This window comes from Gemmatimonadaceae bacterium (assembly GCA_035633115.1).
Classification (GTDB): Bacteria; Gemmatimonadota; Gemmatimonadetes; order Gemmatimonadales; family Gemmatimonadaceae; genus UBA4720.
In genome coordinates, this window is the sequence record DASQFN010000114.1 from 158,554 (window position 1) to 177,215 (window position 18,662).

The 18,662-nt window shown below is 58.6% G+C and carries 18 protein-coding genes; 8 read left to right on the forward strand and 10 right to left on the reverse strand.

Annotation, left to right across the window (positions count from 1 at the left end; genetic code table 11):
* Window positions 1-147: 147 nt before the first annotated feature.
* Window positions 148-936, forward strand: a complete 789-nt coding sequence (locus VES88_17315) for a hypothetical protein (GenBank protein HYN83241.1) — start codon at window positions 148-150, stop codon at window positions 934-936.
* On the opposite strand, the gene VES88_17320 is transcribed toward VES88_17315, so the two are convergent.
* Window positions 933-1,802 carry a site-specific DNA-methyltransferase gene (locus VES88_17320; protein ID HYN83242.1) on the reverse strand — a complete coding sequence of 290 codons (870 nt, stop codon included), beginning with the start codon at window positions 1,800-1,802 and terminating at the stop codon, window positions 933-935. The genes VES88_17315 and VES88_17320 overlap by 4 nt on opposite strands.
* Before the next feature lie 292 nt (window positions 1,803-2,094).
* On the opposite strand from VES88_17320, the gene VES88_17325 reads away from it, so the two are divergent.
* Together VES88_17325 and VES88_17330 are read left to right on the forward strand one after the other, a co-directional pair.
* Window positions 2,095-2,295, forward strand: coding sequence for a hypothetical protein (locus VES88_17325; GenBank protein ID HYN83243.1), 201 nt, complete (start codon window positions 2,095-2,097; stop codon window positions 2,293-2,295).
* A 421-nt stretch (window positions 2,296-2,716) separates the two neighbouring features.
* Window positions 2,717-3,100 carry a hypothetical protein gene (locus VES88_17330; protein ID HYN83244.1) on the forward strand — a complete coding sequence of 128 codons (384 nt, stop codon included), beginning with the start codon at window positions 2,717-2,719 and terminating at the stop codon, window positions 3,098-3,100.
* Between the two features lie 180 nt (window positions 3,101-3,280).
* Here the strand turns inward: VES88_17330 and VES88_17335 are convergent, their stop codons facing one another.
* The 4 genes from VES88_17335 to VES88_17350 all read right to left on the reverse strand — a co-directional run bounded on the left by VES88_17335 (window position 3,281) and on the right by VES88_17350 (window position 6,524).
* The gene (locus tag VES88_17335; protein ID HYN83245.1) at window positions 3,281-4,036 is read right to left on the reverse strand and encodes a hypothetical protein; all 756 of its coding nucleotides are present in this window, start codon (window positions 4,034-4,036) and stop codon (window positions 3,281-3,283) included.
* A 448-nt stretch (window positions 4,037-4,484) separates the two neighbouring features.
* A complete protein-coding gene (locus VES88_17340) occupies window positions 4,485-5,057 on the reverse strand; it encodes a hypothetical protein (GenBank protein ID HYN83246.1) in 573 nt (190 codons plus the stop codon).
* Between the two features lie 5 nt (window positions 5,058-5,062).
* Window positions 5,063-6,184: a HigA family addiction module antitoxin gene (locus VES88_17345; GenBank protein HYN83247.1), complete on the reverse strand. Its 1,122-nt coding sequence runs from the start codon at window positions 6,182-6,184 to the stop codon at window positions 5,063-5,065.
* Window positions 6,177-6,524: a type II toxin-antitoxin system RelE/ParE family toxin gene (locus tag VES88_17350; protein HYN83248.1), complete on the reverse strand. Its 348-nt coding sequence runs from the start codon at window positions 6,522-6,524 to the stop codon at window positions 6,177-6,179. Before VES88_17350 ends, VES88_17345 begins: the two co-directional genes overlap by 8 nt.
* A 275-nt stretch (window positions 6,525-6,799) precedes the next feature.
* Here VES88_17350 and VES88_17355 point away from each other — a divergent pair, with 275 nt between their 5' ends.
* Together VES88_17355 and VES88_17360 are read left to right on the forward strand one after the other, a co-directional pair.
* Window positions 6,800-7,966 (forward strand): hypothetical protein, encoded by a 1,167-nt coding sequence (locus tag VES88_17355; GenBank protein ID HYN83249.1) that lies wholly within the window; start codon window positions 6,800-6,802, stop codon window positions 7,964-7,966.
* 548 nt (window positions 7,967-8,514) lie between these two features.
* Entirely contained in the window at window positions 8,515-8,856 is a 342-nt protein-coding gene (locus VES88_17360; protein ID HYN83250.1) for a hypothetical protein, read from the forward strand.
* A 387-nt stretch (window positions 8,857-9,243) separates the two neighbouring features.
* On the opposite strand, the gene VES88_17365 is transcribed toward VES88_17360, so the two are convergent.
* Genes VES88_17365 through VES88_17385 form a run of 5 tightly spaced genes read right to left on the reverse strand, consistent with a single transcriptional unit; the run spans window position 9,244 to window position 15,026 of the window.
* Window positions 9,244-10,452 (reverse strand): MFS transporter, encoded by a 1,209-nt coding sequence (locus VES88_17365; GenBank protein ID HYN83251.1) that lies wholly within the window; start codon window positions 10,450-10,452, stop codon window positions 9,244-9,246.
* Between the two features lie 2 nt (window positions 10,453-10,454).
* The gene (locus tag VES88_17370; protein HYN83252.1) at window positions 10,455-11,324 is read right to left on the reverse strand and encodes an ABC transporter permease; all 870 of its coding nucleotides are present in this window, start codon (window positions 11,322-11,324) and stop codon (window positions 10,455-10,457) included.
* Complete coding sequence (locus VES88_17375) at window positions 11,321-12,385, reverse strand: ABC transporter permease (GenBank protein ID HYN83253.1); 1,065 nt, start codon at window positions 12,383-12,385, stop codon at window positions 11,321-11,323. The genes VES88_17370 and VES88_17375 overlap by 4 nt, the downstream gene beginning before the upstream one ends.
* Complete coding sequence (locus VES88_17380; protein ID HYN83254.1) at window positions 12,382-13,992, reverse strand: ABC transporter ATP-binding protein; 1,611 nt, start codon at window positions 13,990-13,992, stop codon at window positions 12,382-12,384. The genes VES88_17375 and VES88_17380 overlap by 4 nt, the downstream gene beginning before the upstream one ends.
* A complete protein-coding gene (locus VES88_17385; protein HYN83255.1) occupies window positions 13,989-15,026 on the reverse strand; it encodes a BMP family ABC transporter substrate-binding protein in 1,038 nt (345 codons plus the stop codon). Before VES88_17385 ends, VES88_17380 begins: the two co-directional genes overlap by 4 nt.
* 89 nt (window positions 15,027-15,115) lie before the next feature.
* Here VES88_17385 and VES88_17390 point away from each other — a divergent pair, with 89 nt between their 5' ends.
* Genes VES88_17390 through nadC form a run of 3 tightly spaced genes read left to right on the forward strand, consistent with a single transcriptional unit; the run spans window position 15,116 to window position 18,590 of the window.
* Window positions 15,116-16,627, forward strand: a complete 1,512-nt coding sequence (locus VES88_17390) for an L-aspartate oxidase (GenBank protein ID HYN83256.1) — start codon at window positions 15,116-15,118, stop codon at window positions 16,625-16,627.
* Between the two features lies 1 nt (window position 16,628).
* Window positions 16,629-17,669 (forward strand): quinolinate synthase NadA, encoded by a 1,041-nt coding sequence (nadA, locus tag VES88_17395; protein HYN83257.1) that lies wholly within the window; start codon window positions 16,629-16,631, stop codon window positions 17,667-17,669.
* A 42-nt stretch (window positions 17,670-17,711) separates the two neighbouring features.
* A complete protein-coding gene (gene nadC / locus VES88_17400) occupies window positions 17,712-18,590 on the forward strand; it encodes a carboxylating nicotinate-nucleotide diphosphorylase (protein ID HYN83258.1) in 879 nt (292 codons plus the stop codon).
* The last annotated feature ends 72 nt before the right edge of the window (window positions 18,591-18,662 follow it).

An 18,662-nucleotide genomic window follows, 5' to 3' on the forward strand; every position in this document is an offset into this window, starting at 1 on the left:
GCCGCAGGATATTCAGGCGACCTAGTCTGTAGTTAGGCTGACACAAACCTTTGCTGAATGGCATACATTCGAGAGAATCTCCGGCTCCAAGAACTGGTCGCAATTGTACGGGAGAACGAGGCATTCTATCGCGAGTTCGTGGGATTCGTGAAGGCCGAAGGCTACCCTGATGTCCACGCGTTCGTTCGTGAGTCATCAGATACACGTGCGGAAGCAATAATCGCGAAGTACCTGAACTCAGCTGGAAAGGCCAAGCTCTTTGACGGCTTGCTCAGGCCCTATTCAGACCCCAAGGCAAGGTGGTACTTCCTTGCTTGGATGCTTCGGGACGCTCCTGCCCAGCGCTTAGGGCCACTGCTCAGCGGGCTTCCCGGGAAGTCGCTGACGTCGCGAAAGGCCTATCTTCTGAACCAGATCCGCAAGTTTGTAGAGCCGCTCTTCCCCAATCCTGATAGCTGGGATTGGCCGGCAATTTCTGAAGTAATGCTCGCGCGTCTGGAGGGAAGCCGGAGAGCGCTAAAGGGAACTCTTTTCGAAGAAATCATCCGACGGAATCTCCGCGCACTCTTCGAGGCGCATGGCATCGCGCTCTCAATTAGCGACGGCGAGATTCGGATTCATGATGAAACCTATGACGTTCGGATTTCCGGCCCGCAGGGGAGTATTCTGATGCCGGTTAAGACTCGCGAAACGATGGGAGGTGGACACGCTCTTCTTTTCACGCGCGACATTCATAAGTCCATCACCGTCGCTGAGGACAACGGCTATCGTTGCGTTCCGATCGTTATCGCAGAATCGTGGGGAGGCGACCTCTCAAGCCTACGCTGCGAGAAGCATATCTACATCCAAGCGAATCCCAACCAAATTGCGGCAATCGAACCACAACTCGTCAGCCAACTGACTCTCTTGCTGCCGTATTTCTCAGCCCTGCTCTAACCCTCCACCGCGAGGGTCAATTGGCTGGCAAGACGTTGTTCGGACATTCGACAATAGTCTTCATTGGAGTCGATTCCTACGTAATTGCGGCTGAGCCGTTGAGCTACAACGGCCGTAGTTCCGCTACCAAGGAATGGGTCCAACACTATCCCGTTCTTGGGGCAACCGGCCTTCAGACAAACCTCCACGAGGTCTTCTGGAAAAACCGCAAAATGCGCGTCCGGGAATTTCGACAGCGGTATTCTCCAAACGGTACGGCGGTTTCTACCATTTGGATGAAAGGCTTGATCCCACCGCGCGTTGTGCAAATTCGAGTTCCCCCCATTCTTGCCCGCTTCGGGTGTTCCACCGCGCTTGCCAAAGTGCCCTCGTCCTCCCCGCATTTTGGTTTCGGGTGAAAACGTAATGTGCGGCTCGCGGACGGCGTCTGCGTCGTAGAAATAGTCTTTGGCTCTCGAAAAAAAGAAGACGTACTCGTGATCGGTGGTTGGTCTGGTTCGTACGGAGGATGGCATGGCATTGGCCTTGTGCCAAATGATGTCGGAACGCAGGAGCCATCCCGAGGATTGGAGTGCGAGAGCAACCCGCCAAGGCATTCCGAGCAACTGTCCGTCGAAATATTTGTCCCCGAGATTGAGCCAGAACGTGCCGTTGGTCTTGAGAATGCGACGGCACTCTTCGAAAACACTGACCAATGCACCGACGTACTCTTCGGGAGATGATTCACAACCAATCTGGCTTGGCCCTCCGTAGTCTCTCTGGAGATAATAGGGTGGGCTGGTGACAACACAGTCGACGGAGTTGTCGGGGAACGACTTCAGCACCTCGCGCGCGTCACCACGGACGACAGAGTTTGTACTAAACACGGACACTCCTTCTCTTCGAACGGGGGGCTGTCTGCGTGGCTGGCGCGTGCGCCGACGGGAGTGCGGCCTGAAGTACATCAACGACGTAGTCTTGAATAGTGCGCTCATGAACGGCGGCGGCGATCTTGATCCGCCGATGCAAGTCCGTTTCAAGCTTGATGTGCAGCTGCTTATAGTCCATGCGAGTGGGTATAGTTATACCAAATATACCCTGACTGAGCTGGCGCGCAATCTCGTACCCTCAGCCTAATTGTGGTTAGCCGCGCCAACAACCGTTCAATATACTGAAGGCATGACAAAGATCGAGAAACTCGAGCACGAGGTTACGGCTCTTGATCCTGACGAGCTCTCGGAATTCCGGCGGTGGTTTGCAGGCTTTGATGCCGAGGCGTGGGATCAGCAACTTGAAGCTGACGCTGAATCGGGTGCCTTGGACGCATTCGTCGCCGACGAGGTCGATGCGCATCGTGCAGGACGTTCACGGCCACTTTGAAGTATCATGCGTCGCCACGATTTTGGCGGTGCTACGACTCCTTACCAGCGGCGGTCCGCGGACTCGCCGACAAGAACCTTGGCTTGCTCAAGGCTGACCCTCGGCACCCATCGTTGCATGTAAAGCGGGTCGGCCGGTTCTGGTCGGTGCGCGTCGGCCTCCACTATCGTGCGCTCGGTGTCGACGTCGATGATGGCATCTTGTTGGTCTGGATCGGAACACATGCGAGTACGATACCCAGGTCGGCTAACACTCGCTGAGGCTCACGGCGACAAGACGGAATTCTCTTAGCTGACGGCGAGCATGTTGCTTGGGAAGAATTGAGGCCACGACTGACAGCCTTGAATGAAAAGTGTGGGTTCAACCTCCTCGTTGTGATAGCAGTGTGCAGGGGTGGGGGCTAAGCCGGCTACTACTTCCGATGGAGCCTAGTCCAGTCTGGGGTATTGTCGGTCCCACGCTGGACGTTTGGAATAGCGATTTGCGCGACGCCATGGAGGCGTTCTACCGCGAGCTTCTTACCACATTCGACATTCGCAAGGCGTTAGAAGCGGCGAATGAAAGCAAGCCCTATCAAGAGTGGGAATACATCTTGGAAGGTGCTGAAATCATGTATTGCAGAGTGTTCAATCACTATCTTAGCGAGCTCTGCGCTCCAAAGCACCTTGCAGCCCGTGAAAACGAAATCGTGGCCGAAATGGTTCGACGTAGGAACCACAGAATCGAGGTAGCGTTTGACGCGCGTGATCGTGCCCGACGCATGCTATCAAAATCACCGCGAATTCTTCGACTTCTACCGGGATAATTCTTTCATGCTGGACAAGTTGCCAGGCAATTTGAGCCGCTTCAAGTTGACGTACGATGATTGCGCCGCTGGCTACGGCTCTCCAGGGTAACGACATTGTTGTAACGCTTGAGGCATCAGATGCGACCGATTAGACATCGCCTATTCCTGATCAAATATTTGCTGTTCGATCATCATAGCTCAGGGCATTTCTGAGAACAAATCAATCGCGATTGACTGTGGCGATCGCACAGCATGTTGCGCTACCCGGGCTAGGATCTCGGGAAGCGCGTTTCCTATTGTCTTGCGCAGTCTGCCGCCTGAGGCCTTCACGCTCCGACCGCACCCTTTGCACTTGTGCTCCATCACAGGCGTGAAAGCGAGTTCTCCAGTGCTGAAAACTCTCTCGTTGCAATACCGACACTGGATTGCCCTAACGCGCCCGCTTAAATACGGAAGGGTGTTTTGGGCCATAAGGATGCGGACCATTGAAGGATCGATCTTGACGCCATCGATGATGACTTCAGAAAAAGTCTCATCTATTTCCTCCTCATCTTCGTCGTTCCGAAATGCGTGCACGTGAATGCCTTCCTCCTCGGCTGAAGGCCCGGTCCAAATAAGTGCGGGACTCGAACCCCAGATTTGAATCCCTCCTCGGAAGTCGCGTTGGCGAATGTTGAGCGATCTGTTGGCGCTACGGGGCGAATCGGGTTTCATACCGAAGGTTTCGCGCAGCCCGCAGATCGGATTGCCAACTCCCTTTATCGCGACCTTGAACGTCTTGCCACATGACTCGCATAAATGGCGGCTGTGCGGGTGAACACTGAACCAGTCACGATCGAGATGTGGTTCGCCACAATGTGCACAGAGCACCTGCGTCATCTCAAATCCGAAGATTGAGCTAACCAAGTAGTAAATGGCGTCGATAGCTCTCATCTCCACGCCGCCGGCTGGCATGCCAGTTCCGACAATTCGGACAGCCGAAAAGGTATCGTCTATCTCCTTTTCGCCATTCGCCGTCCGTCTTGCGTGGACGTGTATACCCTTCTCCAGAGGTCGCCGCGTCGTATCGTAAACTGGAGGCACTGCACCCCACAGTGCGATTCCACCTTCGTACAAGTCAATATCTATCTCGAGGATCGACTTGTCCGGCTCCCGGTGAGCAGCGCGGCATGAATCGGAACGTTGACCGTACTTCGCCGTGGCGTCGGCTTTGTGTCGCATGCACCAATAACGGGTCCCGCCGTCTCTCCGCTTGGCGACAGCAACAATGTCACACGTTGTAGTCTGCGCGGACACAAACCGCGGCTGGGACTTGGCGCGCGAGCGTTTGCTTTGATTAGGTGTGTTCGATCGCATTGGTATTCTTCTGGTTGTGAGCCTGTTTACACGCTAAATGCGGTAATCAGCCTGGACGATTGGCGATGGCCGAAAGCCATTGTCTGAGTTGACCAATCTGGTCTTCCGTTAGTCGGCTACCCCACCTGCCGACTACTTCTATCGGTGAGGCGCCCTTCTTATGGAGAACGTCGCGCAGAACTTCTAACGTCTGCTTTCGCCCTAGCGCGATTTCATCGGGCGTTCGAAGTGCAATAAGATTCCGGCCAACGACATAGTCCCTTATTCGCTCCTCGAAAGAGTTGTGATTGTCGAGCTCGTGCTGCGCGCCATCTGCGTCGATGATGATATTCCCGGTGAGCTGGCCGTCTTCCCGTTTCCGAAGGCGCTGTTTAGGGAATTGCTCGTACGCCTCACGTGCATTGATTTTGGACGCGATCTCAAATCCGGCCATCACGAATTGGTCGATTCCATACACCTTGCCAGAGATCACGAAGATGTGATCTCCGCTCCTGAGCAGCTTACGAATGTCGGGGCGGCATGCGCCAAGAGTTGGAACAGGACCAAGGTACGGGTCGTGTACGTGCCTGCCACGTTCAGGATCGTATCCGGAGCTAGTGATAAAAATCTTGCCGATCATGGTTCTCAATCCTCTCCTGTTGATTTCCAAGCAAGTTTCTGCTTCAGTGTGTTCCCCTGATGCGGCTCCAAGACGCCATCATGTTGCAGGCGGCCAACAACGATACCCGGCCCAATACCTTCGCTTTCCGCGAATTCATGAATGGATTCATTGGTGAATGTTTCACCACGTATGAACTCAGATAGGGCTCGTGCCGGAATAAGTGTATCTGCTGCGAAGCGATTTGCCTCCGCCTCATACTGCTGCATTTCAGGATCCACGATGCGGTCGGTGAGATCCTCGGCTGCATTATCAATCACAAATGAGCGTTTGTTCTTATGTAGTAGGACGTGTCCTAACTCATGAAACAGGGTGAACCACATTTGGTCATCCGTCTTATAGCGAAGTGTTAGGGCAACAAGAACTCTCGTATCCGAGACCCATCGTGTGCATCCGCTTATTCCCGTATTCGGCAGTTCCGGTACCCAAACAACGGCGACGCCCGCGGCTGAACAAAGCTCTTGTACCGGATCAATGGTCGCAGCAACTCTGTTTCTAGTGAGCTTTCGTAACTCTGGCAACGATGAACGCAGTCGCCGTTCGTCGAATTCTACAAAATCGAATTCTCTCGCGATCAGCTCCGCCTCCCGCACCCATGCTGCAACCGACTCTTCCTTCGTTTTGAATCTTCTCGTTTGACGGTACGCAACTCCAGAAGCTTTCCAAACAGAGTTCCAGCTTTCTGGAGATGAAACACCAAAGAAGTTCAGGAGCACGTCTGTATTTGAACGGCCGGGCGGCAGCGTGTAATCCAGGCGTTTCATTTCCTTTAGAGGAAACCGATGTTGCCAGTCCTCCCAATCTGCAAGAAGGGAGAGCTCGTAACGACGTGCTACCGCTTCATCAAACTTCCGCTGGAGTCCGAGCCAAAAATGCGCGGGCCTCTCAAGGACCTTTTCAAACGCGAGGGCCGTCGGCGGGCTTATTGGCGCTTTGCCATTGCAGATTTCACTGATCGTCTTAGGTGTAAGACCGGCCCGACGCGCTAAATCCCTTTGGGACCAGCCGTAGAACTCCAGGTATTCCAGCACCTGCTCGCCAGGGTGCCGAACGCCTTCCAATTCAACCGGTTTTTGTTGGCTAGCCATGGGTATCCTCGATCCCAAGCAACTCTATACTCCTAATTGTTTTCCAGCGCTCCTTTTCATCGGAGCGGTCGGCCGGACCCTGTTCTTCAATCGGTTTCAAGAGCAGCCGATACGGTTGCTTCACGTCCATAGAAAAAATTCCAGATCTATTGCCTTTCAGCTCATGGCACCGTTCTGGCCCCGATTTGGGCGGCCAAAAATCAGCCAGAGAATCGGCCGCGTTCAGTGCCTCGATTCTTAGCCTGATTTTCTTGCACACGTTAGTGCCGTAGTGACGTCGACACGCCGCCTCGCTCTTAAGCGCATCTCGCAGGCCTTTTTCTTTGGAGAATAACTCCACTCGTTCCCCTACAGGTAACTTGTCACGGGCCTTGAATGTTACCTACAAGGTAACTATGTTTCCCAAACTGGACAAGGTTGAGGCCTATTTGGCGCCGCGTTGCGATTTCCCGGCCGGTGGGAGGCAAGCGTTGCGGCGCACGAAGAGAGGTGCCACGGAAACCCTCAAAATCCTAGTCGATGAAGCTCGCTTCGCTCGCTGTCTCATTAGAACCGCATGCAGCCCAGCCAGGGGCGTGAGGCGGATTCACGAACTGAATGCCGTGCAGAGGACCTATGGAAGACCAAGCCGAAAAGACCGAGAGGGCGCCTCAAGCCGTGAGGAAGACACCGGCGAGAAAGGGTGCGAAGAAAGCCGCGAAGAAGCGCGCCAAGAAGAACCCAACAATTGGATCTGGCACTCCAGGTGGCTCTCGGAGGCCCTTCCCAAGTGTGACTCTGCTGAAGGCGCTGCCTGTAGCTCAAAAGATTAAGGAACTCAACGGCGGAAACCCGTGGTCGCCGGAGAACATTGCTACGGCCATCGAGGTGGGCGCGAAATCGGCAAAGTTCTATTACATCACGGCGGCAGCAAGAGATTTTGGTCTTACGACTGGCACGCGGGACTCTGCCACAATTGCGCTCACCGACCTTGGGCGGTCGATCGTATACGCTCCTGACCCAGAGGCCGAACACGCGAAGAAGGTTGAAGCATTTCTAAGCATTGATCTCTTCAAACGTGTGCTTGAGCACTACAATGGCAGTGAACTCCCGGAGATGAAGTATCTCGGGAATACGCTTGAACATGACTTCAAGCTTGCTCCGGCATTTCACGACGAGTTCTCCAGACTGTTCCGGGAGAACTGCCAAGATCTCGGGATCACCTCCGGCACTGCTGGCGGTGGCGTCGATCAGGGCACAGGCGGAGCGCAGCCTTCCACCCTCGTAGTTGGGGTTCCGAAGGGTGGAGACCTTAGAAACAAACCGAAGGCGTTTATCATTATGCCGTTCGTGGAAAAGGGTGATGCGCGCCCCAGTGGCTTCTTCAAAGAGGTTCTTCGAAGCCTCTTAACCCCTGCAGGAGTGGCTTCCGGATTTGTAGTAGAAACCGCGACTCGGCAGGGAAGCGATGTTATTCAGTCCACCATTGTTAACGATCTTCTCGAAGCTGACTTGGTGATTGCAGACTTAACGGATCACAATCCAAATGTGTTGTTCGAGCTGGGAGTCCGAATTGCTGAGGACAAGCCTGTGGTGCTTGTTAAGGCATCCGGGACGGGACGCATTTTTGATGTAGACAACATGATGCGAGTGTACGAATACAGTGCCAACCTGTGGCAATCCACCGTCGAAAAGGACCTCGCAGAGATCACGGAGCACATCAAAGGAGCGTGGGACAAGCGGGGCGGCGACCAGTCATACATGAAGATCCTCAGGCGTGGTAGCGCGCCCAAGACCGGCTAGTGGATGTTGGAACTGACGAGCCCCCGTCGGATGGTGGCTGCCGGCTTCAGTCACTGCCACCTTGTAGTGATTTGGTCGTAGCTCCACTTTGGCGTTGTGCGGTGAAGCCTCGAGGGTGACGCGCCGAAGTTTCGCAATGGATGAGCGCCTCCGCCGAAGCCGTTTGTCTTTCCGGATGCAGCCTCGTCGCAATCGTTGTAACGTGCTTCCAGCTAAACTTAGGCGTTTAGATATACGGATACTTGGGCAGGTACGCGGCAAACAAACACCGTGCACATAACCACGGAGGAACAGTGAAACGTTCGAGACTGCTTACGGCCGTCCTCTTTGTGGCAGGGGCAGGCTCCCTGAGTTCGTCCGTATTCGCGCAACCGGCCGCTGCCTTAAAAACTGAGAACGCGCGACTCCGAAAGCAAGTTGACTCGCTCACCGCGCTAATCGCCGCATTGCGAAAGCCGCCCTCGACGCAGACCTCGCTCAAAAACGATAACGATGAGGCTGTACTATTCCGATCCGGCAAGTGGAGCGTCGTGCGGAGAATCGACAAGATGACCGACGCGCCGACATGCACCGGCATTTACAGCGACGAATGGCTCGCACAACTCTCGAAAAGGGCATTTTATGTGTCATATCGCGGCCGCGGCGGCGTGAAAGGTGTCACATTGCGCTTCGGTGACGAGCCTGCCCTTCCCCTCCGACTCCCGACGCGCGCGGAAAAGTCGGTGTCAGCAGTAATCCTAGAGGACGATGACTTTCTCAAAGTATTAGCGTCAGCGAGGTTGCGACTTCAGGTAGTGACCGTGCTAGACAACGTGCTTACTGACGACATCGCCCTGACAGGTCTCCGCGCTGCGCACGACTTCATCGCCACGAATGCGGCGTGCCAATGAAGGAGGGGTGAACCTCGCCGAAAGAACTTCGGCGTTGTACAGCATCGAAGCACCAACAGGAATTGAACGATGGCTCACCCTCGAAAAGGTTCCGAGGTACGAATTCTCTCGGGTCGGGTTTCGGGTTAACGTGATCAAGCTACTCGGGCGCAGGGATCGCTTTCGAATTGTCACGTCAGAAGGAACCTTTGATGTCAAGGCCGTCTTCGATCGTGATTCATCGCGTCGCCGCGGAGGTCGCGTGGGACAATAGGCGCGTGCTCAGTGGCGAAGGGGCCCATTCATCGAACGCGCGCTCGCCGCGCTCCGGGCCGGGATCACCGCTCGCGACTTCACCGCTTGGTGTTCTGACCGTTCGTGCGCCATCGGCGACCCGGGGATGGTGATCTAGACCGCCGCTTCTCCGGCAACATCCGGTGGCGCCCTGACCTTTCTGCCGTCGTCGACGCCCAGGCCGATGAAGAGAGTCCCGAGGACGAGGATCGCGGAAGTGATGAACGGTACGTCCTTGCCGAATTGGTCGTAGGAAAATCCCGCCCACAGCGGTATGACGACTCTCGCTATGCCACCATATGCCTGCTGGACGCCCATGTATAGACCGCGCTCCGTCGCCGGAATTACCCGCGAGAGCAACGACGTTACGCAGGGAAACGTGAACGCCGTTCCAACGGGAATGCAGGCGATGACGAGCGCGAGCAGTGCGTAGTTGTCCACAAAGGGAAAGGCGAGCAAACCCGTGGAAAGCAATACGAGGCCGATTCGGGAAAGCTGCGCTTCGCCAAACCGCTCTACCGCCCATCCGAGCACACCCGCTCGTGTAACTACCGAAATCGTTCCGATGTAGGTGAAGAAAATCCAGATCCGGCGCTCCGTGATGCCGAAGCGGTCCATCAGGAACAACGCGAGAATCGCCGACATTCCCGAGAACGCACCCATCGCGATTGCGTAAATCCAGATCAAACGTGGACCGGGCTCGCGTGCGTGTGTCACTACGTACGCAATCGCTGCGCGCGACGCACCCTTTGCCTTCTGCAGATGCGTTCCCGCGTGCACCTCGCGCGACTCGCGAAGATACTTCCACGCGAACACCATGTTGATGATGCAAAGCGCTGCGGCCGCGAGCCCGGGACCCGAACGGCCCGCAAGGAGCGCGAGCGAACCAAGCGGCGGGCCGAGCGCGACTCCCACATTCGTTGCGGCCGAGAGCCACCCGAGTGCTTTCGCGCGCGACTTGGGCTCGGTTGCATCGGCAACGTAAGCCTGAATTACGCCAACGGTCCCGCCACCGGCCCCCTGCACCACCCGCGAGAGCAGAAGCAGCCAGAGGGAATTCGCGAACGCAAACACGACATATGCAACAGCCGCGGCGCCGAGTCCGATGAGCAGCGCAGGGCGTCGGCCGTAACGGTCCGAAAACCGTCCCCACATCGGCGCGCTCACGAGCTGAGCGGCCGTAAACGATATGATCAGCAGCGTCACCATCAGCGCGCTCGCACCCAGCGTCCGCGCGTAGAAGGGCATCAGTGGGAGGATCATCAGGAGCCCCACCATGTCCACGAATGCCGTGATGATGAGGATCAGGAGCTTCTTGAACACTGCTACTGCCCCGTTTTGCCCAGCGCCGCAGGAGGCACTGCCCGTCCGACTACTCCGGCCAGTGCGATGATCGTGAGGAGGTAGGGGATCATTTCGATGAACTGCGACGCGATGATCTGATTTCCCTGAAGCTGGATCTGAAGAGTCTCCGCGGCGGCAAAGAGCAGACACGCGAGCGCCGCGCGCACCGGGTCCCAACGCCCGAAGATTACGGCGGCAACCGCGATGAAGCCTCGCCCTGCGGTCATCTGATCGGTGAACTGATGCTGGTCGAGCGCGAGGTAAACACCGCCGAGACCTGCCAGTATGCCCGAGAGAGCAACGGCTGCATACCGGACGGCCTTCACACGGATCCCGACGCTCTCGGCAGCCTCGGGATGTTCGCCTACCGCGCGCACCCTGAGTCCGAATCGCGTGCGGTAGAGCAGGAACGCGAGCACCGGTGCAGTGAGCAGGCCCATCCAGAGGAGCGGATTATCGAACCCAAAAGCGCCTTGACGCGCCGTGAATCCACTGATGCGAGGAGAATTCGACGAGCTGTCGAAGGCCAATTTGAGAAAGAAGCGCGTAACTCCGATCGCAAGAAGATTTATCGCGATTCCAACCACGACTTGATCGGCTCGGAAGCGAATTGTCGCAACGGCATGGATCAACCCGATGGCGAGCCCGCCGAGAATCCCGCACAGCACTCCAATCCACACACTGCCGGTGTAGTACGCGCCCAGCGTTGCCGTGAACGCACCGGTGAGCATGAACCCCTCGAGCGCGAGGCTGATTATTCCCGCGCGCTCTGCGATCACGCCCCCGCTCGCCGCAAACAGGTACGGTATCGCGATGCGAAGCATCTGCGTCAGGAACGTGAACGGGTTCATGCGCGCGCTGGTTTTCGAGCCTGCTGAAGTGCACGCCGCACTTCAGGGACAGACATCGCGACGGCGAGAATCACGACACCCTGAAGCACTTCCACCATCTGCTTCGGGACAACGGCGTGGATTGCCAGCCCGCCCTGGGAGAGTGTCGCAAAGAATAGAGCGGCGAGAATCACACCGAGCGGGTGGTTTCTTCCGACGAGTGCGACCGCGATGCCAAGGAACCCGGAGCCGCCCGCGAATCCATCCTCGTAGTAGTGCTTGTAGCCGAGGACGTAATTGATTCCACCCAATCCTGCGATCGCTCCGGAGAGCGTGAGCGCGCGGAACCACACGCCGCCGACATTCACTCCGCCGTATTCAGCCGCGTCGGGCTGAAGGCCCACTGCGCGGAGCTCATACCCGTGGCGCGTACGAAACAGGAAAAACGAGACGACCACCGCGGCGAGAATCGCCACGATTATCGTGAGATTCGCGGCCGAGCCGTGGAATGCCGAAATGAGCTCGTCGAGCCGCGGAATGGATCCGGCATGGATTTCGGGGGTGTGCAGCGTTTCCGGAACGTGCAGGCGAGTCGCCACGATCCAGTTGAGAAGCGCGAGGATCACGAAGTTGAGCATGATTGTCACGATCACTTCGTGCGCCCCGAATCTCACGCGGAGAAAACCGGGAATGGCTCCGACGATGCCGCCGCCCAAGGCAGCAGCGAGCATGCACAGGGGTATGGCGATGGCTCCCGGAATCACGGGCGACAGAATCAGCCCTGCGATAGCAGCAAGGAACCCGCCGGCAGCAAGCTGACTCTCTGCACCGACATTGAACAGGCCAGCACGGATTCCCAGCGACACCGCGAGACCGGTAAAAGTCAGCGTGGTGGTCTTGTAGATCACCTGACCGAAGCCGTAAGCGTTGCCCCAGGTTCCCTCGAGAAGCAGCCCGTAGACGTGGGCGGGCGACTGGCCGTAGCTCATGATCAGGATGTCGCCGCAGATGAGCGCGACGAAGAGCGCGACTACAGGAGGGAAAAGAGCTTCTTCGAGCTGCTCTCGAAAACGCGATGTCATGCCGCTGATTCGGTTCTCGTCCCGATCATGTATTCGCCGAGGACTTCCTCCGATGCCTGCGCAGCAGGTACGACTGTCGCGAAGCGTCCCCGGTACATCACCGCAACGCGGTCGGCGAGAGCAAGGACTTCATTGAGCTCCGCCGATACGAGGAGAACTGCCTTGTTTTCGGCGCGTGCCTGACGCAATCGCTCATGGATGAACTCGATTGCACCCACGTCCACGCCACGCGTCGGCTGTGACGCGAGCAATACGGTGAACGCATGACCCATCTCGCGCGCGATCACGACCTTCTGCTGGTTTCCGCCTGACAGCGCCCGAGCAGGGAGCTCGCCCGCCGGAGGGCGAATGTCGAACGACTCTATCTGAGCCTTGGAGTTCTGCTCGATGCGCTCGACGTCGAGTCTTCCCTTCGACGCGAACTTGTCCTGCAGTCCAAGCAGAAGATTGTCCGCGATGGAGTAATCGAGAATCAAGCCGCGGCGATGGCGATCTTCGGGAATGTGCGAGAGGCCGGCTGTTCGTCGCTCGGCGACATCTGCCTTCGTCACATCATGGCCGGCGATCCGAATCTGGCCGGATTCAGGTTTCCGCAGACCGGCAATCGCTTCGATCAGCTCGGTCTGGCCGTTTCCTTCCACGCCGGCAATGCCGAAGATCTCGCCTGGCTGCACCGCGAACGTGATCCCATCGATAGCGCGCGTCTCGCGGGGACCAATTACTACGAGGTCCTTCACTTCGAGAGCGGCGCTGTAGCCGGCGGTTGCATGAGCTTCGGCAGCCGTGGCCGCTTCGGGATGTGATGCGACGGTAAGGGCGTCATTCTGCCGCGACATCAGGGAAACTTCGCGGCCCACCATCGCCCGGGCGATCTCAGCGGGACTGGTTGCCGAAGTCTGAAGTCGAGCGATTGTCCCGCCCGCTCGCATCACGGTGATCGTATCCGAGAGATCCATCACCTCGTCGAGACGATGTGTGATGAGAACGATCGTGCCGCCGCCGTCACGAAGCCGCCGGAGCACCGCCCATAGCTCCTTGACCTCGGGCGGGGAAAGAACCGCTGTAGGCTCATCGAGTACGAGTATCTTGGCGCCGCGAAAAAGCGTCTTGACGATCTCGACTCGCTGAGCTTCACCGACTGAGAGCTCGGAAACTTTCCGGTCAGCAGAGACGGCGAGCCCCGTTTCCCTGCTCAACGACTCGACCTCCGCCACGGCACGGGCGTAGTCGAACATTCCGTTTTTCACGGGCTCTTCGCCGAGCACGATATTCTCGGCGACAGTGAGCGTTGGCACGAGCATGAAGTGCTGGTGCACGACACCGATTCCGGCGGCAATCGCATCGTTGGTCGACCAGCCGGTGACGTCGCGTCCGTTCACCTCGAGCGTCCCCGCATCGGGCTTCATCAAGCCACCGAGGATGCGCATCAATGTCGACTTGCCGGCGCCGTTCTCCCCGACGAGCGCGTGTATCTCGCCCGGCATGACTTCGAGAGTCGCGCCGCGATTCGCACGTACGGGTCCAAAGAACTTGTCTATCCCCGCCATCCGAATGGCGGGTTGCGTTCGCTCCGCCTGTTCGGCTTCGCTGCCGGGACTCGCCGTCATCTCGTGCTCGGAACCTTGATACGGCCGGCGATGATCTCCTGCTTCAGCTGCTCCACACGTGTGTGCGCGCTGTCGGGGATGAGGGGCTTGTTGCGATCGTCGTAGACGTAGCCAACGCCTCCTTCCTTCAGACCGAAGGAGTAGATGCCGCCCTCGAAGGTTCCGGACTGCACGCGCTGAATGGCGTCGAAGACGGCCGCGTTGACTCCCTTGACCATCGAGGTAAGGACATGACCCGGCGCTTCGTCGTTCTGGTCGGCGTCCACGCCGATGGCGAGCTTGTTCGTCACGCGGGCAGCCTCGAAGACGCCATGCCCGGTGGATCCCGAGGCGTGGAAGATGACGTTCACGCCCGACTGGTACTGGCTCAGCGCGAGCTCCTTGCCTTTACCGGGGTTCTTGAATGCTTCGGGAGTGACTCCGGCGTATTGAGCGATGACCTCGCAATCCGGGCAGACGTGCCTGACGCCTGCGCGATACCCCGCCTCAAACTTGTGGATGAGGGGAATGTCCATTCCGCCCACGAAGCCGACCTTTTTCGACTTGCCTACGAGCGCGGCAAGGGCGCCAACGAGGAACGAGCCTTCTTCCTCACGAAACTTGAGCGCGGCGAGATTGGCAGGAGGAGGAATGACATTGCCCGCTTTGTCCACAGCCAGCGCGTAGTCCACACAGGCGAATTGAACGGCGGGATACTCCTTTGCGAGAATCGTGATGTCGTCGGAGAAGATGAAACCGACCCCGATGACGAGGTCCATCCCCTCAGCGGCGAGGAGCCGTAGGCCTGCCTCGCGGTCGGAGCCTTCACCCGGCTCGATGAACCGGATGTTGGTGCCGATAGTTTTCGAGGCGCTGTCGGCGCCGGCGTAGGCGCCGTCGTTGAAGGACTTGTCGCCCCGGCCACCGACGTCGAGCACGATTCCAACGTCGGCGCCACCCGCTCTGGTCGCGCTCACAGCGCCGCCGCGGCCGGCAAACAGCAGTGCGATATGCACCGCGAGTAACGCCGCGGCGACGATGATGAGTTTCCGCATTCGAGAGGGAAGAATCGTACACAACCCGCTGTCCGGCAAGGCAGCGGCGCCCCTTTCTATCGCTACTGGTTCCCCATTGATTTCACTCTATGCCAGACCGCATCCGTACACGCTTTCTCGTTGTTGGAAGCGGCGTTGCGGGCCTGCATACGGCGCTTCGCGCATCGTCCGAAGCCGAGGTGCTGGTGCTCACCAAGCGGTCGCTCTTCGACAGCGCGACAGCCTACGCTCAGGGCGGAATCGCTGCAGCGCTCGGTGCAGGAGATTCGCCGGAGCTCCACAGGCGCGACACGCTGGCTGCCGGCGCAGCGTTATGCGACGCGGAGGCGGTAGAGATACTCGTCGAGGAAGGCCCGGCACGCGTGCGTGAGCTGCAGACGGCCGGTGCGCGCTTCGATCTCGAGCCTGGCGGAGATTTCAAGCTAGGCCGCGAGGCAGCGCATTCACGGCGGCGGATCGTGCACGCTCAGGGAGACCAGACCGGCGCAGAAGTAGCGCGCACATTGATCGACCGGGTGAGCCACAGCAAGCGCATAGAAGTTCTGGAACGAACGCGCGTGCTCGATCTCATCGTCGCGAACGGCCGGTGTCACGGAGTACGCGCAACCGTAGCCGGAGAACCGGCTGACATCATCGCGGATGCCACAGTCCTCGCCACCGGCGGGTGTGGCCAGGTGTATCGCTACACGACAAATCCGCAGGTGGCAACGGGAGACGGCTATGCGATCGCGCAGCGGGGAGGCGCGACTCTGGCCGACATGGAATTCGTGCAGTTTCATCCGACGGCGCTCGAGACGCCGGAGAATCCTCTCGCTTTGATCTCCGAAGCAGTGCGCGGTGAAGGAGCGGTGCTGCTGAACGACGAGGGAATGCGGTTCATGCTGAAGCGGCACAGGTTGGCCGAGCTCGCACCACGCGACGTGGTGGCGCGGGAGATTTTCCGGGAGCGCGCGAGGGGAAGCCGGGTCTGGCTGGATGCACGGAAGCTCGGCGCGTCATTCAGAAAGCGGTTCCCCGGAATCTTTGCACTTTGTCGCGCGCGCGGAATCAATCCGGCGAAGGACCTGATTCCCGTCATCCCTGCGGCTCACTACATGATGGGCGGCATTGTCACCGACCTGAGCGGACGCTCAAGTCTCGAGCGGCTCTACGCCTGCGGCGAGGTCTCGCGTACCGGAGTACACGGCGCCAACCGGCTGGCATCGAACTCGCTGCTCGAGGGTCTGGTGTTCGCGGAACGGGTCGCGCGTGACATGATTACCCGGCCCGCTCTTAAGGGCGCCCCCAGATCAAAGAAATGGGAGGCTCCGCCGCTCGTCGACCGCGGAGCCGCGCAGGTCGCCGCTGACGATATCCGGAGCGTGATGTGGGAGCACGCGGGCATCGCCCGTACTGCCGTAGGACTTCGCGAGTGCCTGTCGCTGCTCGATGCCATAGAGCAGCGGCTTCCGACGGGCGCCACGGAAGAGGCCAACATGGTGCAGACCGCGCGATTGATTGCAGACGCAGCGCTTCTCCGTAAGGAGTCGCGCGGCGGACATTACCGCAGCGACTTCCCCCGGTCGAAGCGCAAATGGCGCGGCCGTCACATAGAATGGTGATATGACCACAACAGCGACGGACGGCAAAAGCGCGGGCGCAGCGAGAGACTTCACCGAGCTTCAGGCGGAGATCAAGCATCGCGCGCGCGAGCGGAGCGCCGTAATTCTCGCTCACAACTACGAGCGCCCCGAAGTCCAGGACGTTGCTGACTTCGTTGGAGACTCGCTCGGGCTGAGTCGGGAGGCGGCGAAGACCGACGCCGAGATCATCGTCTTCTGTGGCGTGCATTTCATGGCTGAGACGGCCGCGATTCTGTCACCTCAGAAGATGGTGCTGCTCCCGGACCTCGCAGCAGGATGCTCGCTGGCCGCCACGATTGACGGCGACCAGCTCCGGGAGTGGAAAGCCGAGCATCCGGGAGCTGTGGTTGTGTCTTACGTCAACACGACGGCCGACGTCAAAGCGGAAAGCGACTACTGCTGCACGTCGGGGAATGCGGTGGAGATCGTGAACTCCATACCACTGGAAACGGAGATACTGTTTCTACCGGACATGTTCCTGGGCGCACACGTGCGACGTGTAACGGGCCGGAAGAACATGCATGTCTGGATGGGCGAGTGTCATGTGCACGCCGGGATAGATCCCGAGCACATCAATCAGCGCCGCGCGCAGCATCCAGGTGCAGAATTTCTGATTCACCCGGAGTGTGGGTGTGCGACGAGCGCAGTAGAAGCGGTGTCTGCGGGCGACGTGGATCCTGAGGGTGTACAGATCCTTTCCACCGAGGGGATGATCAATCGACCCCGCATATCGGATGCGGAAGAATTCATCGTCGCGACGGAGGTGGGGATTCTGCACCGCCTGCGACGGGAGAATCCGACGAAGCGATTCTTCCCCGCGAACGATCTGGCAGTATGCGCTTTCATGAAGGTGACGACGCTTCCAAAGGTGCTGCGCTCGATCGAGCGACTCGAGCATCATATCACGGTCGAGCCGGAGACTGCCGCGCGGGCGCGGCGGGCGATCGAGCGGATGATCGCCATCGGTGGAAACAGGCCCCTCTCGCCGAAACCGGAAACGACCGACGATCCGGGTGAATAACTGCAAATGCCCGCAATAAGGCGACCCCGGCGGATTGCGGCATTGGCTGAGCGCGGATTCGCGCCGGTGAGGGGGCTTCGATTCCCTTACGCCAGATTAATGACCACCACTCTGGTTCGGGACGCGCTCGAAGAAGACGGCGCCGCGAACGACCTGACGAGTATCGCGACTATTGTCTCCGACCGACGGCAGCGATGCGTCATAGTGGCGCGCGAAGCCGGAGTCATCACTGGGATTCCTCTGGCGCGCGAGGCGTTCCGGCAGCGCGACCCCAAGGCATCGGTGCGCGCGGCGGTGCGCGATGGACAGCGCGTCAACGCTGCGACGCCCGTAATCTTCGTCACCGGACACGCCCGCGGGCTTCTCTCGGCGGAGCGGGTGGCGCTCAATTTCATGCAGCGGCTGTCGGGAGTCGCGTCGCTCACCCGGAAGTATGTCGATGCAGTGAAGGGAACCGGCGTGAAAATCCTCGATACACGGAAGACGACACCGGGTTGGCGACGGCTCGAGAAATACGCGGTGCGGGCGGGAGGGGGCATGAATCACCGAATCGATCTCTCCTCGGCCGTGCTCATCAAGGACAACCATCTGGCGGCTGTGGACGGAGACATCGAGCTGGCCGTACGCCGAAGCCGCGAGCTGGCGCCCGTGGGAACGCCGGTCGAGGTGGAGTGCGACGATCTGGACCAGGTTCGATCAGCGCTCGTTGCCGAAGCCGAGGTCATCATGCTCGACAACATGAATGAGCCGATGATGCGTGAAGCAGTGCAACTCATCAACGGTCGAGCGGTGACGGAGGCATCTGGAGGAGTAACCCTGGAGAGCGCGAGGGCAATTGCCGAGACGGGTGTAGACTGGATCTCTGTTGGCGCGCTGACGCACTCGGCTAAAGCGATGGATCTGTCACTCGATTTCGAGTGAACGCCGAGCCTGAAGTGTGTGATGTGTGTGGCTCCGCCGACATCGTCGAGATCAAGTGCAAGCTGATGTGCC